We start from the raw sequence: 15,645 nt of genomic DNA, 5'->3' as shown, positions 1-15,645 counted from the left end.
TTTGATAGCTAATTGGCTCGCTATGAGACTAAAATTACTTGTATTATTTCTGTTCCTATCAATAAGTTGCTTCCCCCAAGGCGAGGCATCAAACTGGTTTTTTGGCAACAGAGCAGGTATTCGGTTTAATAGCGACAATACGATAACAACGCTTTCCACAGTTCCAAATCCGATTAGAATTGTAACCGATGAAGGTTGTAGTTCTTTTTCAGATGCCAATGGCAACTTATTGCTATATACGGACGGAAGAACCGTTTGGGATCGAAATCATATCATCATGCCTAATGGTGATTACAGTGCAGGCACTGGACTGTTAGGCGATCCTTCCAGTACCCAATCCGGTATTATTATACCCAATCCCACCAATCCGAACCTTTATTATATTTTTACTGTAGATGAACCGCACCATCAAAATGCAGCGGCTTATCCCAATCAGTTTACAGGAGTATATGAAAATGGAGGCGGAACAATTCCCGGGGCAGATGACGGTTTTAATAATGGCCTTAATTACTCCGTTGTTGACATGTCTATTACAGGTGCTAACGGGAGTGTTGGCGATGTAACAACTAGGAATATCCATCTGGTTACCTATAATCCAGATCCTGCAGGTGAAGAAATCAAATACAAATGTTCTGAAAAAATAACAGCGGTCCGAATACGAAACGGAGGTGGCTATTGGGTCATAACGCAGTTTATAGACAAATTTTATGCTTTCAAAATTGACCCGAGCGGTGTTGCTACTACTCCTATAATTTCACAGCTAAACCCCGTAGTTCCCATTTCTGGTTACAGGAGAAACGCAATCGGTCAGATTAAAGTCTCTCCAAATGGTAAAAAAATTGCCATTGCCCACGTACAGATAGGCGAAGTAACAGGTGGTTCTTCATCTGGCGGTGCCCTTTATCTTTATGATTTTGACAACAGTACCGGAATAGTTTCTAACGGACAAGCCATAGTCACTAACAGCGGCTGTTATGGTGTTGAGTTTTCTGCCGAAACCAAAAAACTGTATGTTTCTGCGGAAAGCGGAGTAATGCAGTTCAATCTTGAAGCCACATCCATCCCAAATTCAGGGCAATTTATATCGAGGAGAAGTTATTCATCGCTTCAATTAGGTCCTGACAAAAAAATTTATAAAGCCAACATCAATACCGGATTTGAAGATTCTTTCCTAGATGTCATCAACAGTCCTGAAGAAGACGGAGTAGCCTGTAATTACCAAAATGCCGCCGTTGATCTGCAACAAGGAACATCCCGATTTGGGTTGCCGCCATTCATTACTTCCGTATTCAACACAAATATTCTTGCCAAAAATCTTTGTGCCGGCCAGACAACCTCGTTTGAAATAAGTGCCAATGGTTTCGTTCAAAGTGCCGTATGGGATTTTGGCGATGGAAGCGTTTTTAGCAATGCCGTTGAGCCTTTCCATGTTTTTCCAGGACCAGGAAACTATACCGTTACGGCAACTGCCATAGTCGAAGGAGCAACTGTCCGGAGTACAAAAAATGTACAGATTAGCCCTCTTCCTGTAGCATTTCCTTCCTCTTTAATACAATGCAGTCCTACTACTGCTGTTACCAATATCTTGTTTAAACTTTCAGAAGCTCAACAAGATATTACCGGAGGCAACTCAAATTTAAGCGTTTCTTTTTTCCTTTCCGGACAGGAAGCCATCGATAATAGTAATCCGTTACCAAACAACTATCCGAACATTTCTAATCCGCAGCGAATCTTTGCACGGGTATCAGACAATACCAGCGGCTGTTTTGTAACCACCACACTGGACTTATCTGTAAATGCTCTAGTAGCAGCCCCTTTATTAGTTGAAAAATGTGATGAGCTAAATGGTGAAGATGGAATTTCAGATTTCACGCTTACTGACATACCTATTCCAGGAATTCCTGCCACAACTACAACTACATACTATGCTAGTATTGATGATGCGTTACTGGAACAAAATGCATTGCCTACCGCATTTAGAAATACGATCCGTGACAGACAAACAATCTATGCTCGTGTAGAAGATAACAATCAATGCAACGGTATCTTTCCGATTACTCTTGTTGTAAATCCGTTACCTCAGCTCCAAACTGAAGCTACGGATTATGTCTGTACTAATTTGCCTAACCGCTATATCACCTTAAATCCTGGGCTATTACAAGGCACAATCAGTGATTATACTTATGAATGGTCAACAACACCAGTACAAACCACACCTACTATTCGGGTCAATCAACCCGGAGTCTATACCGTCAAAGTTACAACCGCTAAAGGTTGCTCTAAAACAAGAACCATAACCGTTTTGCCTTCAAATAATGCTACTATTTCCAATGTAGTAATAGTAGATTTGGCACAAAACAATACCGTAACTGTACTGTTGTCTCCAGAAAGTATTGGCAACTACGTATACAGTCTTGACCAGCCTGACGGCCCATTCCAGGATTCTAACCATTTTGAAAATGTGGCGCCCGGATTCCATACTGTTTATGTCTATGATACCCGAGGATGCGGAATCGTCAAAAAGGACATTTCCGTGCTTTACATACCCAATTACTTTACTCCTAATGGTGATGGCTATAACGACACCTGGAATATCATTGGAATAAATTCGCTATTTTATTCTACTGCTAAAATTTACATCTTTGACCGTTTTGGTAAGCTTTTAGCAGATGTTGATCCTAAAGGTGCTGGCTGGGACGGAAATTACAATCAACATCCCGCCTTGTCAACAGATTATTGGTATCTTGTTATTTTAAACCAAGAAAGAACCGTTAGAGGACATTTTTCTTTAAAAAGATAACAACCCGTTAAAAAAATATAATAAATTTGGGCAAACATCCTTAACGAATGACATTAAAAAAATCCCTCATTGCTCTGCTGTTCTTTTTTACCATTACCAAAACCTTTTCTCAGAATGACTGTTCTGATGCTATCGTCGTATGTGGAAATACAGGGTTTCAAGGTCTCAGCGCAACAGGAGTGGGTATTCAGGAATTAAGCTCCAATAATACCTGCAGTAGTCAGGAAAATAATAGTATCTGGTTAAGGTTATCTATTGACACTGGCGGTACTCTCGGTTTTATCCTTACTCCGGAAAATAGTGATATTGAAGTTGATTTCGACTTTTTCATATTCGGTCCCAATGTCACTTGTGGTAGTTTAGGTCAGGCCATTCGTTGTTCAACCACAAACCCGGAAGCTGCCTTTGCAACTGATAATCTCACCGGGCTTCGTGACACAGAAACCGACACTTCCGAAGGACCGGGTGCTCTTGGAAACAGTTTTGTACAATCCTTAACGGTTAATAATGGCGAAAACTATTTTTTGGTTATTGATCGACCTGTAGGTGCGAGTAATTTTTCACTGACATGGACGGGGACGGCCACATTCAACCAACCTCCAACATTTCAGGTACCAACGGGTGTTGCTCTTGACATAAAAAAGTGTGACAATGACGGAATTGTTGATAATTCTACCTCTTTTGATCTCGATCTAAATACAAGTACAATTATTGGAACCCAAACTTCAGTAGCGGTTACTTATCATATCAGTTCTAACGATGTATTGACGGGGGAAAATCCGATAACACCATCCAATGATTTCAGAAATACAGTAAATCCTCAACCTATTTTTGCCAGAATCACCAACACTGTAACCGGATGTTTTTCTACAACACAATTTTCTGTAGAAGCCATCAATTCGGTCGTTATTCCAAACAACCGGTTCGCTATTTGTGACGACAATCTTGATGGTGATGATCAAAATGGGCAAGCAACTTTTACTATGAGTGATGTTACTAATGGTATACTTTCGAATACAAATCCTCCAGGAACTGTAGCTGATTATTATTCCAGTTTTGCTAATGCCATGGCGAATACCGGAGCTTATGGGCTTACCTATTACAATACAACTCCAAACGAAGAACCCGTATTCATTAAAGTCACCACACCTGATGGCTGTTTTAGAATAGAAGAAATCAAACTTATCGTAAATCCACTTCCTGCAACAGTAAGCGGAACTTTGGTTCAATGTGACACAGGACTAACTCCAGACGGGCTAACGCTATTTAACCTCAACGAGGCTCTTCCAACTCTTACAGGAAACGATCCAAACCTTGGCGCAGAATTCTTCAAGACGGGCTCATTAACAGCTTTGCCAATTGCATACAACAATACGACCAACCCGGAAACTCTGGATGTAAAAATCACCAATCTTACGACAGGATGTTTCAGTTGGGGAACCCTGAACCTAAACGTAAATGTAATCAACAGGACAGTAACTATTGATCCGCAATGCGACCTGGCTGAAACAGGCGTCATGCCTTTTGATCTCAATACGGCAACTCTTGCACTGACACCAACAGAAACAGCTCATTTCTATGCTAATCTAAACGATGCTTTATTAGAACAGAACGAAATTACAAACACGAGCGACTATCCTAATGCTACTCCATATAATGCCACAATTTATGTACGTATAGAAGACGCCAACAGCTGTTCAGGAATCTCACCTATTCAGTTAACAGTATACCGTTTACCGCAAATTGAAACAGAAGACAAGGGCTATGTTTGCAGCAATCTACCTAATCGCTATATCACATTGGATGCCGGGTTATTGCAAGGAAATCCTGCTGACTTCACCTATGAATGGTCAACAACACCTATACAAACTACACCAACCATACGTGTCAATGAAGTAGGTACCTATACTGTTAAAGTCACAAATGCTAACAACTGTTCCAAGACCAGAACTATAGAAGTTGTGCTTTCAAATAACGCCACTATTGCTGATGTAGTAATAGTAGACTTAGTACAGAACAACACTGTAACCGTACTTCTGGATGCTGCAAGTATTGGAAGTTACCAATACAGTCTTGACCTTCCTAATGGGCCTTTCCAGGATTCTAACTATTTTGAAAATGTTGCTCCTGGCGTGCATATGGTTTATGTATACGATACTCACGGCTGTGGCACCGTATCAAAGAAAATTTCCGTGCTGAAAATCCCTGCCTTTTTTACACCTAATGCAGACGGTACAAACGACACCTGGGATATTATTGGTATCAGCCCGAACTTCTTTGCCAGTTCCAAAATCTATATTTTCGATCGCTTCGGAAAACTTCTCTCTGATGTCGACCCTAAAGGCGCTGGCTGGGATGGAAATTATAACGGACATCCATTGCCTGCCAATGACTATTGGTATTTGGTAAAACTGGAAACCGGCAGAACAATACGCGGACATTTTAGCTTGTTGCGATAACAACAATCTGACGAAACAATTTCAAACGAAATTTGAAAACTGCATAAACAAGACCAATAATACATTACTAATAAAATCAACAAACATGCCTGGAATATGTTAAATATTTCCAGGCATGTTCCAATTATACAATTTTTCCATTCTTTTTATAAGTAACTTTACCTTTCTGAAATCAAAAATCAAAAATCAAAAATCAAAAATCAAAAATTTGAACTTTGAAATCAGAATCATCATCAATCAAATCACATGAAAAAAACAATCTTTCAGGCTCTACTCCTGATGCTTTGCTCCTTGCAGGCATTCTCACAAACTGACAACGTCGAATTACAAAAAATGGCCGACGACGACCAGAATTCAAGAATGAAATCCGATATCAATTGGATTATTTTAAACAAAGAAGACAGCCTAAGACGTGTCCGGGTTTTTGAATTACTCAAAGAAAAGAAAGTACAAACTGCCAAAGATTACTTCAATTCAGGGGTCGTTTTTCAACATGGAAATGATACCATTTCTTCGGGTATGGCAGTAAAAACCTTCAAAAAAGCCTTAGAACTTGACCCGTCACTCAACAGATGGTGGTATGCCGCAGCTGTAGACAGAGATCTTATGAGAAAAGGAGAACCTCAAATCTATGGGACACAGTATACAAAAAACAAATCCACAAACGACAAATGGGCACGCTATAAAATAGACCCAACCAAAGTAACCGACGAAGAACGTCAATATTACTCTGTTGAAACCCTGGCTCAGCAAGTCGAAAAAGAAAGGCAGATGAATTTAAAAACCATTTCCTCTTATTACGATTCCAATAAATCTGCAGACAAGACAATCGAATTGATAAAAAAGGAATTCAAAAAAGGAATAAAATCAGAGTATGATATTTCTGAAGAAGGAGTCAACGAATTCGGTTACAATCTGCTTAATCAAAACAAAAATGAAGAAGCTCTGAAAATTTTCAAGCTAAACACAGAATTTTATCCAAACGGGTATAATACGCATGACAGTTATGGCGAATGCCTAATGAAGCTTGGACAAAAAGAAAAAGCTATAAAAGCTTATAAAAAGTCGCTAGCATTAAATCCGGAAAACAGCACTGCAAAACAAATAATAAGCGAAAACAAATAAAAAAAGCCTGTCCAAATGGACAGGCTTTTTGCTATTCAATTCCAAACTCTTTTGGATACTTTACTATGCCGTTAGCATGTTGTAATGCTTTTTCGACTAATTCAATAACCATGCAATTTTCATCAGGAACTTCAAAAGGCAGGCGTATTCCGTATTTTTTTGCCATTTCATAGCCAAACCGTGGATAATAACCTTCATGTCCTAATAAAACTACAGAACCAAAACCTAACCTCTTCGCTTTTTCATGAGCCGATTCAATTAATCGTCCTCCAACTCCTTTCCCTTGGAATTCCGGTAAGACAGCCACTGGAGCCATAGCTAAAGACTCCGTTTCAAAAGTTTCATTCACGATTTGAATTTTTGTAAGCAATACATAACCCACAATCTGTTCTCCAATTTCAGCAACCAGAGACAGTTCCGGTACAAAAGCTTCCGAATTTCTCAGTCGCTCTACCAGCTCCTGTTCTTTATGGTCGCTCATCAATTCCTTTTCAAAAGCTTTTTCAACCAGGTTAAAAACCGTTTTATAATCCTTTTTCTCTTCTTTTCTTATAGTAATGTTCATTGTTATAAATGTATAATGCCCGACTGCCAGCCTACGATATAAAACCATAAGCCATTGCCAAACTTTTTAATAAATATAGATAAATACGAAAAACATCGAGCAAGAATTCGCCCGATTATAGTTAATAAGCACAACTTCCGACATGAGGTCGAAGGCTGCGCTTTATGCGGTTATAGTAGTAGAGATAATCATCTTGTAAAGATAGTAAACTTTTAGGTACCTCCACTCCAAGAAAGAAACCCAATCTTCTCTTAATTTTTCAACCTCAACTATTTTCATTTGAAAAAACTTTTATCTTAGCAAAAGCGCTATGATAATAGCGCATCATCATCAATCAAAAAACATATCGAATGAAAAAAATGCTCACCTTGCTTTTTGTTTTTGCAACAAGCGTACTCCCCCTTTTCGCTCAACAGCCCGTAGAATTTAAGTTAAACTATTCGGAGCCTTATGCCGTCTATGATTTCCTCACTAAAATATCAGACAACTATCCTGATAATGAATTAAAGTCCATTTTTTTTAAATCAAAATACAATACTGAAGCATTCAAAAAACAGATTTCAGACTTTGAACAGCTGCCAATCGATTATACCTATGCTTTTACTCAATATCCGTCACCTCTAAAAGCTGGACTGATGTCACGCGATATGATGGAAAGAAATCTGGCCATAAGCCAAACGGTTGCCGATTTCAGGAATAAATCCATAGGCCTTATACCAAACGAGTATTTGTCTTCATTTTCTGAAATCCTGGAAAACTTCCTTCCTATATACCGTGAACTTATTTTTGAACCTAACAAAGCAGCTCTTGAAGTCCAGAAGAACAACCTGCAGAACTATGTAAAAAACAAGCAATTTGCCAACTTCTTCCAGACAGGACTTACCTTCTATAATACCAACTGGGACAAAAACATTCCGTTCGAACTCAATCTTTTGCCTTCGTTAGACAAAGGCAATCTGGGAGCAAGAGCTTTTATCAATGTTGCCGTCTGCGAAGCTTCCTTAGATCTTAAAGACCATGTATCGTTTTTTAGCGTTGCCATGCACGAAATATACCATATCGTTTATGATAACCAGTCACTCGAGATGAAAACAAATATCCAGAAATGGTTTAACGATACAAAATCACCTAACAGCCAATATGCCCTATTGCTAATGAATGAAGTATTGGCAACCGCATTAGGCAATGGCTATGTGATTGAGCAGGTCAATAAAAAAGCGGATGAAGGCGAATGGTATGCCAATAAATACGTATCCGAAATGGCAAAGGCAATCTATCCGGTGCTAAAAAAATATATCGAAGATAAAAAACCAATGGACGAAGCATTTGTAAAAGCTTATGTAAGCACTTACGACACTAAGTTCCCACAATGGAATAACGAGCTTCAACATCTTTTTACCTACCGTTTTATTATAGCCGATACTTCTAACGACTGGACCTATTTCAGGAGAAACTTTCGCAAGTATTCGAACAACAGAATGGGAGCTCCGGTTAGCGCTACAGAAATTGAAAAAACATTAGCTATGCCCATTACGAAAGTATTTGTCATTTCGCAAGACCATGAACAAAAACTCAACCTGCTGAAAGATTACTTTGAGGTACTCAAAAACAAAAAACTAAATCCAAAAGCAGAATTTATAGAAGTCTTTAACCTTCCGGAAAACACCAAACTGTTTATTATTAATCGTCATAAATCAACGATCGAAGAAATGATGAATAAACGCTTTCCAAACAAACTCATTCAATAAACATGGAAAATATTTTATTAAAAAAAGTAACCTTAAACGATATCGACCAATTGCAAAAAATTGGACGGCAGACTTTTTTCGAGACATTCGCTGAAAGCAATACTGAAGAAAACATGAAAGAGTATCTGGACAACGGATTTTCGGTAGAAAAACTACATTCAGAGCTCAGCAACACCAACTCTGAATTCTATTTTGCACTGGAAGAAGATACTGTAATCGGATACCTAAAACTTAATTTCGGAGAATCACAAACCGAATTAAAAGACGACAAGGCACTTGAAATCGAAAGGATTTATGTGCTTAAAGAATTTCATGGAAAGAAAGTTGGCCAGTTGCTCTATGATAAAGCCATACAGGTAGCAACAGAAACAAAAGCTGATTATGTCTGGTTAGGTGTTTGGGAGGAAAATCCCAGAGCCATTGCTTTCTATAAAAAGAACGGCTTTGTTGAATTTGACAAACATATTTTTAGATTAGGCGATGAAGAACAGACTGATATAATGATGAAGTTACAGTTATAGGGTTAGTTGAAAGGACATGCGAAAAATGTTTACTTTTAATACCAACTTTGCGGCTTAGCATCTTTGCGTGAAAATTGCTCGCAAAGGCGCAGAGTCGCAAAGCAAAAATTGCAGACGGTTTTGGAACATATTTTGATATGACTTTTCTATCACCAAAAAACAGCTAAAATGAAAGTAACATCTTTACAAATAAACTCTTTTACCTATAGCTTACTTCACAAAGTAAATGCAAAAATACTAGAATGGGATTTAGAACCATTGGTTGGCAAAGCACTCTACAGTAAACATCACAGTGCTGGTTATTTGGAGCTAAAGATGTATTTTGACAAGCAAAGCGAGTATAGCAAAAATGAAATAATCTGGAATATTCCTGACTACCCTATTGCTATAGAAACTATAAATTATAAGTTGGAGATTCAAGATGGGTTATCAGCCTTTATAAAATATATGTCAGCACTCAGAGGCGAATCAGTGTATTTAACTTTTGAAATTAATGATATTGCCTTTGATATAACCTCTACAATGAAAAGGCCATTTGAAAATGCTACAATCTATGCACTAATTTCTTGCTTTGACAAAGAAACAATACCATTCTCTGAAGAAAGAATCAAAGGAATGAAAGACACTACTGCATGGCTTCTTGAGCGCAATGAACTGTTTTAAATTTATAATCCATTGTAATGTACAATAGTAAAACAAAACCATTCTACATAATCTTATTGATAATGTCAATAAGTTTAACCACAACTTTGTCGTATTCCCAAACGAAAAAAAAGAAACACACAGACGGTAGTGAGAAATTAGACTGTGTTAGAAAAACTAAAATCAATCTGCAACAACGATTGGCCAATTATCCTTACAATCAGACTTCACAAATAAAGCTGATTGCCTACCAAAACAAAGGAGAAGCCGGAGTTGGCGAAGAAATACAAAAATACCTGAATGCATCAGTAGGCAAAAAAGCGGCAGCAATCGAAAGCCAATTTGATGAAATAAAATCCTTAAACTTCGACCAGATTGAAAAACTTACGGATATTATCTATAATTATGGTTACAAAGCCAATCCCGATTTTCTTTCAGCAGTAAAATGTTATATGCCCAGAAATGCCATATTGTTTTATGACAATACAAACCATCTGATTGCGTTTATAGAACTATGTTTTGAATGTAGAAATTACAGAACAAATGACAGCAAAATAACATTAGGAGATGACTGCACACAAAAGCTAAGCATGATCAAAGACCTGTTTAACCAAAATGGAATAAAATATGGAGTTACAGAAACTGAGTTCCAGTAAAAATTATCAACTATAGCCTATCCACTATCAACTATAAATTTATGTATAAAATGTTGATTTTACTTATGATAATAGCCGCTTTTAATTCGTGCAATAGCAACGACGAACAAAATCCTCAAGAAGTTGAGGCACTCTATACTATGCCCGAAGAAAGTGAGCTGCATGAAGGCACTTGGCTTCAATGGCCACATCATTATCAATATGGAGTTGGGTATAGAAACAGCATAGACCCAACCTGGGTAGCGATGACTCAGGCATTGGTAACAAGTGAAAAAGTACACATCATTGCTTACAACGAAACAGAAAAAAACAGGATTATCAATTTATTGAACAATGCAGGAGTTCCGCTAACCAACGTAGATTTTAGGATTTACAAAACAGATGATGTCTGGGTTAGAGACAATGGGCCAATTTATGCCCGTGACAAAAGTGGCAACTTGGTTGTACAAGATTGGGGTTTTAATGGTTGGGGACAAAAAACAGACGAAACATCCGGATTGCCTATCCAATTTGCAAACTGCAATGTGATACCTTCTAAAATTGCCTCAGACCAAGGCAAGCCTTATGTCGATATAAATTCGCTTATGATAAATGAAGGCGGCAGCATCGAAATCGATGGGAACGGTACTCTGATGGCTTGTAAAAGTTCAATACTCAATCCTAACCGAAACCGAAATATGACACAAGCACAAGCAGAGAACATTTTCAGAAAATATATAGGTGCGACAAATTTTATCTGGCTTGACGGTCAGGCCGGACTTGATCTTACCGACCAGCACATTGACGGATTTGCCCGATTTGGAAATGCATCCACTATAGTGACCATGCAGCAAAATGACCTATTGGATTATGATGTAAAGCAAAGCGATATTACCAAGCTTTATGCTGCAAAAAACAAAAACGGAACTGCTTATACATTTGTAAAAGTGCCCTTAACCCAAAACAATGTCAAAAAAACAGACGGAACCAGCTTAGGCTACAAAGGCTCCTACATTAATTACTACATTGCTAACAATAAAGTATTAGTTCCCAATTACAACGACCCGAACGACGCTGTTGCCAATAGTATTATCCAATCCCTTTATCCAACCAGAACCGTTGTAGGAATTGATGTAAGGAATCTTTATGAGAACGGTGGAATGGTACATTGTGTAACGCAACAACAGCCTACGTATTAAATAGCTAATATTCTGATTTTAAAACTCATTAATAAGGAAATGGGTTTCATTACGATTCCTTTATAACTTTATGAAAAACCTCCTAGTTATACTCCTATTTACAATAAATCTAACCAACATCTTTGGGCAAAACTTAAATGAAGAAAAATATAGATTTGCAAAAGAAGTCTTTAACTCAAGTAAATACAAAAAGGGCAATTATCCAAGGTTTCAGCAAAACATTCAACTGGTTGGAGAGAACAGTTATCAATTTGGAGAAAAAAACATGACGGTCTCGATTGAAAATAAAAGCTATGAAATACTATTCAAAAAAGGAATATTTAATCCCGATGTAGTTTTCGGGAAAGAAACAATAAAGAAAAGCAATTCCCAACTTGATACATTAACTCAAACCCAAAAGATTATTTATAATCAGGTTAGAAATGACAGCCTATCGATTTGTTGTTTTGAAGAACTAGAAAAGTTAAATCCCAATCCTCAAACAAAGCGCTTTAAATTTTGGCTGTCACGAATTGGCACAGTTAACCCAACTGAATATTATATTGAATTCCATAATAAAAAAGCAACCAGAGGAACTTCAATTGAAGAATTTATTGAAAATGCTAAAATGACATTTTATTATCAGGGAGGAATAATAATATAAAATTATAAGTTATAATCAGAACAATCTTTTACACATATTATATTTAACCTCTAATTTTGGAAACTTAACTCATAAGTAAAAATGAAATACTTACTCATGTTCTTTCTAATCTTTTCTGTAGGTTGTTCAGAAAAGAAGAAATCTGAAGACATCCCTTCGGACATAATAAAAAAAACTCAAAAAGACGTTTCTCTAGTTGATGAAAAATATATTGACAGTTTGAATGTGGGTATTCCAAAAAAATACAAGATTGAGCTTAAAAAGTATAGAAACCCAGATAGTGTATATGTTGAAATTAATTTCTTCGAGAAAAATAATTCGAAATGGCTTTTGAAACAAAACTTTCATTTTTTAAAAGATGGTGTTTTAGGCTGTGATGTACAACTAGAAGACTTTAACAATGATAAATTAAACGATTTTACGTTTGTATCTTCAATAGCAGCAAGAGGTGCAAATAGCGTTAGAAAACTTTTCTTATTCGATAAAGAAAAGGGAAAGCTGGTATTTATTAAAAATTCCGAAGAATTTCCTAATTTGAGATATAATAAAGATTTAGATTGCATTGATGCTTTTAGAGTCTATGGAGGAACTCAAACCGTATTTGCAAAAATAGATAAAGACAGTTTAAGAGAATTTGCCAACGTAGAATTATTTAATGAAAGGATTACAATAAATACGATTGATAAAAACGGTAAGGAAACTACAATTAGAAATGACAAATATGATAACGGAAGTTATATAAGATTCAAAAACTATTTTCCTTTAAAAGAATTAGAAGAAGAATATTAAAAACTTAATTATTAATACCAGTTTGCTCAAACTCCAAATTATCTCTTACTTTGTTTAAAAGAATACAACTCCAAACATGAAAAAAGCGGCAATCACACGGCTGAATATCCTCCAAAAAGCCTTTGAGCTGATTTACGAAAAAGGCTATCTGACCACCAGTATTGATGAAATTCTGGCTACAACTGCTGTTACAAAAGGAGCGTTCTACTATCATTTCAAAAACAAAGACGAAATGGGTATTGCCATTATCAACGAATTATTAAAGCCTTCGTTTGAAAATACATTCCTAAAACCACTGACATCTGGCGGAGATTCGATTCAGACCATATATGATATGATGTATGAAATACTGATGGACAATGAAATCCTTAAAGTAGAGTATGGTTGTCCTGCTTCCAATCTTACCCAGGAAATGGCTCCTTGGAATGCTGAGTTTACTAAAGCGCTAAACGACCTGTCATCAGAATGGAAAGAGGCTATCATTAACTGTATTGAAAACGGTAAAAAGACCAGAAACATCCGTTCCGATGTAAAAGCAGACCAGGTCGCTATTTTTATCATGTCCGGCTATTGGGGCATCCGAAATATCGGCAAACTTAACAATAGCAAATCCGTCTATCTTGTCTATCTAAAACAACTCAAAGACTATCTTGAAAGCTTGAGATAAATTTTTTTATCCAAAAAACATACTAATTAGTATGTTTTTTATTTACTTTTGTTTTCGCCAAACAAATAGTCTTTTATACTATGTATCAAACCCTCACTTTTCTGCATTCTACCTTGCGTTGGTTTGTCTTAATCAGCCTGGTTATTTCCCTTTACAAAGCATATCGAGGATATTCACAAAAAACAACATTTACAAAAACAGACAATGCCATCCGGCATTGGACAGCCACAATAGCCCATCTGCAACTTATGGTTGGGATAACCTTATACTTCCAGAGTCCGATTATCAAATACTTTCTTAAAAATTTCAGCACTGCCAAAGAAAATTTCGATTTGCTCTTTTTTGGACTGATTCATAGCACACTGATGTTAATTGCTATCGTCATCGTTACCATTGGTTCCGCCCTATCAAAAAGAAAAACTTTGGATAACGAAAAATTCAAGACGATGCTCGTTTGGTATGGCTTGGCCCTACTCCTAATTTTTGTTGCCATACCCTGGCCTTTTTCTCCTTTCGCAAACAGACCTTATTTCAGATAATATGCAAACTTTACTAAAAACTCCAATCGGACGCCTCCGACTACTCGGATATATTGAAGGCCTCTCCCTACTCGTTCTTCTATTTATAGCTGTGCCTTTAAAATATGCAGCCGAAAATCCATCACTTTCAAAAATAATGGGCCCAATCCACGGTGCTTTATTTCTGCTTTTTATTATCAATACCATGAGTGTTGGAGTCGAGCAGCAATGGAAATTCAGAAAAACAACCTACAAAGTCATGCTGGCCTGTATTATACCATTCGGCACGTTTTATATAGATCGTAAAATACTAAGCAAAATATGAAACGAGTTATCATTATCATTGGAGTATTAGTACTGATCTACATTGGATACCGTATCTACAGGATTTACACATTGGATAAAGGTTTGGACAAGCTTATATCCGAAGGAGCCATTATCCTAGATGTACGTACCCAAAATGAATTCAATATGGGCCATATTCAAGGTTCGCTCAACATATCATTAGGAGAAATCCGTAACCGATATGTCGAGCTTGACACTTCAAAAACTTATATAACTGTATGCTCTCATGGTCTTCGCAGTGTCAAAGCCGAAAATATCCTGAAAGAAAAAGGATTTAAAAAAGTATACAACGGTGGAGCGTGGAACGATTTGCAGGAAAGTGTTTTTTTAAGGCGCTAAGGCTCTGAGGTGCTAAGGTACTAAGGTTTTGAGGTTCTAAGCCTGTGTGTTTATTTTAAAAGTGACAGCAGATAAAACCTCCTTTTCGTATTATTTTTATGAGGTATGGGTGGCTCTTTGAATCTGTGTAATCTTTCTAATCTGTGGCAAAATAAGATTAGCTACTGAAATTAGCTGGCTATTAAGAATATAAAAATCAATATATTACTGTATATTTATATTTGTTATCTATTGATAGTAAAAATTAAACTTCAACGTTTTATGAAAACAAGAAAAATCTGGGCAAATCTGGGTGTAGAAGATTTAGAACGTACGACCAAGTTTTATACCCAATTAGGTTTTAAACCTAACGGAGCTTCTAAAGAACTTACCAGCTTTAGGGTTGGTGATGACAACTTTATAATTCATTTCTTTTTAAAGGAGATTCTTAAATCCAATACTAAAATAGAGTTAATCGACCCGAAATCTGCAAATGAAATAATATTTACACTCTCTGCGGAAAGCAAAGAAGAAGTCAATCAGTGGCAGGAAGAAGTTAAAAAAGCAGGCGGTACAATTATTTCTGAAGCAGAAGAATTTGGGGAAGAATATTATGGCTTTGTTTTTTCAGATCCTGATGGACATAAATTCAATGTATTTTATATGTAGAC

The 15,645-nt window shown here is 36.9% G+C and carries 16 protein-coding genes; 15 read left to right on the top strand and 1 reads right to left on the bottom strand.

The genetic code is table 11. The features are described from left to right. The first annotated feature begins 22 nt into the window (after nt 1–22). The 3 genes from FJA49_RS11355 (at nt 23) to FJA49_RS11345 (ending at nt 6,384) form a co-directional block, all read left to right on the top strand. On the top strand, nt 23–2,800 hold the full coding sequence (locus FJA49_RS11355; RefSeq protein WP_140001037.1) for a T9SS type B sorting domain-containing protein: 2,778 nt from the start codon (nt 23–25) through the stop codon (nt 2,798–2,800). A 47-nt stretch (nt 2,801–2,847) separates the two neighbouring features. Further along, nucleotides 2,848–5,259 carry a T9SS type B sorting domain-containing protein gene (locus FJA49_RS11350; RefSeq protein WP_140001036.1) on the top strand — a complete coding sequence of 804 codons (2,412 nt, stop codon included), beginning with the start codon at nt 2,848–2,850 and terminating at the stop codon, nt 5,257–5,259. Between the two features lie 246 nt (nt 5,260–5,505). Beyond that, the gene (locus tag FJA49_RS11345; protein WP_140001035.1) at nt 5,506–6,384 is read left to right on the top strand and encodes a tetratricopeptide repeat protein; all 879 of its coding nucleotides are present in this window, start codon (nt 5,506–5,508) and stop codon (nt 6,382–6,384) included. A gap of 31 nt (nt 6,385–6,415) precedes the next feature. On the opposite strand, the gene FJA49_RS11340 is transcribed toward FJA49_RS11345, so the two are convergent. Further along, on the bottom strand, nt 6,416–6,949 hold the full coding sequence (locus FJA49_RS11340) for a GNAT family N-acetyltransferase (protein ID WP_199758383.1): 534 nt from the start codon (nt 6,947–6,949) through the stop codon (nt 6,416–6,418). Nucleotides 6,950–7,299: 350 nt separating this feature from the next. Here FJA49_RS11340 and FJA49_RS11335 point away from each other — a divergent pair, with 350 nt between their 5' ends. The 12 genes from FJA49_RS11335 (at nt 7,300) to FJA49_RS11280 (ending at nt 15,643) form a co-directional block, all read left to right on the top strand. Further along, complete coding sequence (locus FJA49_RS11335; RefSeq protein ID WP_140001034.1) at nt 7,300–8,697, top strand: hypothetical protein; 1,398 nt, start codon at nt 7,300–7,302, stop codon at nt 8,695–8,697. Between the two features lie 2 nt (nt 8,698–8,699). Beyond that, complete coding sequence (locus tag FJA49_RS11330) at nt 8,700–9,218, top strand: GNAT family N-acetyltransferase (RefSeq protein WP_140001033.1); 519 nt, start codon at nt 8,700–8,702, stop codon at nt 9,216–9,218. Between the two features lie 168 nt (nt 9,219–9,386). Then, nucleotides 9,387–9,881 carry a hypothetical protein gene (locus tag FJA49_RS11325; protein ID WP_140001032.1) on the top strand — a complete coding sequence of 165 codons (495 nt, stop codon included), beginning with the start codon at nt 9,387–9,389 and terminating at the stop codon, nt 9,879–9,881. A 62-nt stretch (nt 9,882–9,943) separates the two neighbouring features. Continuing rightward, nucleotides 9,944–10,516: a hypothetical protein gene (locus FJA49_RS11320; protein ID WP_140001031.1), complete on the top strand. Its 573-nt coding sequence runs from the start codon at nt 9,944–9,946 to the stop codon at nt 10,514–10,516. A gap of 50 nt (nt 10,517–10,566) precedes the next feature. Next, on the top strand, nt 10,567–11,694 hold the full coding sequence (locus FJA49_RS11315; RefSeq protein ID WP_233590137.1) for an agmatine deiminase family protein: 1,128 nt from the start codon (nt 10,567–10,569) through the stop codon (nt 11,692–11,694). Between the two features lie 70 nt (nt 11,695–11,764). Continuing rightward, nucleotides 11,765–12,337 (top strand): hypothetical protein, encoded by a 573-nt coding sequence (locus FJA49_RS11310; protein ID WP_140001029.1) that lies wholly within the window; start codon nt 11,765–11,767, stop codon nt 12,335–12,337. Between the two features lie 81 nt (nt 12,338–12,418). Further along, entirely contained in the window at nt 12,419–13,126 is a 708-nt protein-coding gene (locus FJA49_RS11305; protein WP_140001028.1) for an XAC2610-related protein, read from the top strand. A gap of 76 nt (nt 13,127–13,202) precedes the next feature. After that, nucleotides 13,203–13,793, top strand: a complete 591-nt coding sequence (locus FJA49_RS11300) for a TetR/AcrR family transcriptional regulator (RefSeq protein WP_140001027.1) — start codon at nt 13,203–13,205, stop codon at nt 13,791–13,793. Nucleotides 13,794–13,873: 80 nt separating this feature from the next. Further along, nucleotides 13,874–14,332 (top strand): hypothetical protein, encoded by a 459-nt coding sequence (locus tag FJA49_RS11295; RefSeq protein ID WP_140001026.1) that lies wholly within the window; start codon nt 13,874–13,876, stop codon nt 14,330–14,332. Between the two features lies 1 nt (nt 14,333). Beyond that, nucleotides 14,334–14,636, top strand: a complete 303-nt coding sequence (locus FJA49_RS11290; RefSeq protein ID WP_140001025.1) for a DUF3817 domain-containing protein — start codon at nt 14,334–14,336, stop codon at nt 14,634–14,636. Then, nucleotides 14,633–14,995 (top strand): rhodanese-like domain-containing protein, encoded by a 363-nt coding sequence (locus tag FJA49_RS11285; RefSeq protein ID WP_140001024.1) that lies wholly within the window; start codon nt 14,633–14,635, stop codon nt 14,993–14,995. Before FJA49_RS11290 ends, FJA49_RS11285 begins: the two co-directional genes overlap by 4 nt. Before the next feature lie 261 nt (nt 14,996–15,256). Further along, nucleotides 15,257–15,643, top strand: a complete 387-nt coding sequence (locus FJA49_RS11280) for a VOC family protein (protein ID WP_140001023.1) — start codon at nt 15,257–15,259, stop codon at nt 15,641–15,643. Nucleotides 15,644–15,645 lie beyond the last annotated feature (2 nt).

Source organism: Flavobacterium microcysteis, assembly GCF_006385255.1.
Classification (GTDB): domain Bacteria; phylum Bacteroidota; class Bacteroidia; order Flavobacteriales; family Flavobacteriaceae; genus Flavobacterium; species Flavobacterium microcysteis.
Note: the sequence above shows the minus strand (reverse complement) of the source record. Positions and strands in the feature narration are given on the sequence as shown.

Bases quoted from the DNA above. Each gene is read 5' to 3' on its own strand.
- FJA49_RS11310 (WP_140001029.1), top strand. From the start codon at position 11,765: ATGAAAAACCTCCTAGTTATACTCCTATTTACAATAAATCTAACCAAC.
- FJA49_RS11280 (WP_140001023.1), top strand. From the start codon at position 15,257: ATGAAAACAAGAAAAATCTGGGCAAATCTGGGTGTAGAAGATTTAGAA.
- FJA49_RS11355 (WP_140001037.1), top strand. From the start codon at position 23: ATGAGACTAAAATTACTTGTATTATTTCTGTTCCTATCAATAAGTTGC.
- FJA49_RS11325 (WP_140001032.1), top strand. From the start codon at position 9,387: ATGAAAGTAACATCTTTACAAATAAACTCTTTTACCTATAGCTTACTT.
- FJA49_RS11290 (WP_140001025.1), top strand. From the start codon at position 14,334: ATGCAAACTTTACTAAAAACTCCAATCGGACGCCTCCGACTACTCGGA.
- FJA49_RS11305 (WP_140001028.1), top strand. From the start codon at position 12,419: ATGAAATACTTACTCATGTTCTTTCTAATCTTTTCTGTAGGTTGTTCA.
- FJA49_RS11335 (WP_140001034.1), top strand. From the start codon at position 7,300: ATGAAAAAAATGCTCACCTTGCTTTTTGTTTTTGCAACAAGCGTACTC.
- FJA49_RS11320 (WP_140001031.1), top strand. From the start codon at position 9,944: ATGTCAATAAGTTTAACCACAACTTTGTCGTATTCCCAAACGAAAAAA.
- FJA49_RS11345 (WP_140001035.1), top strand. From the start codon at position 5,506: ATGAAAAAAACAATCTTTCAGGCTCTACTCCTGATGCTTTGCTCCTTG.
- FJA49_RS11315 (WP_233590137.1), top strand. From the start codon at position 10,567: ATGTTGATTTTACTTATGATAATAGCCGCTTTTAATTCGTGCAATAGC.
- FJA49_RS11330 (WP_140001033.1), top strand. From the start codon at position 8,700: ATGGAAAATATTTTATTAAAAAAAGTAACCTTAAACGATATCGACCAA.
- FJA49_RS11300 (WP_140001027.1), top strand. From the start codon at position 13,203: ATGAAAAAAGCGGCAATCACACGGCTGAATATCCTCCAAAAAGCCTTT.
- FJA49_RS11295 (WP_140001026.1), top strand. From the start codon at position 13,874: ATGTATCAAACCCTCACTTTTCTGCATTCTACCTTGCGTTGGTTTGTC.
- FJA49_RS11285 (WP_140001024.1), top strand. From the start codon at position 14,633: ATGAAACGAGTTATCATTATCATTGGAGTATTAGTACTGATCTACATT.
- FJA49_RS11340 (WP_199758383.1), bottom strand. From the start codon at position 6,949: ATGAACATTACTATAAGAAAAGAAGAGAAAAAGGATTATAAAACGGTT.
- FJA49_RS11350 (WP_140001036.1), top strand. From the start codon at position 2,848: ATGACATTAAAAAAATCCCTCATTGCTCTGCTGTTCTTTTTTACCATT.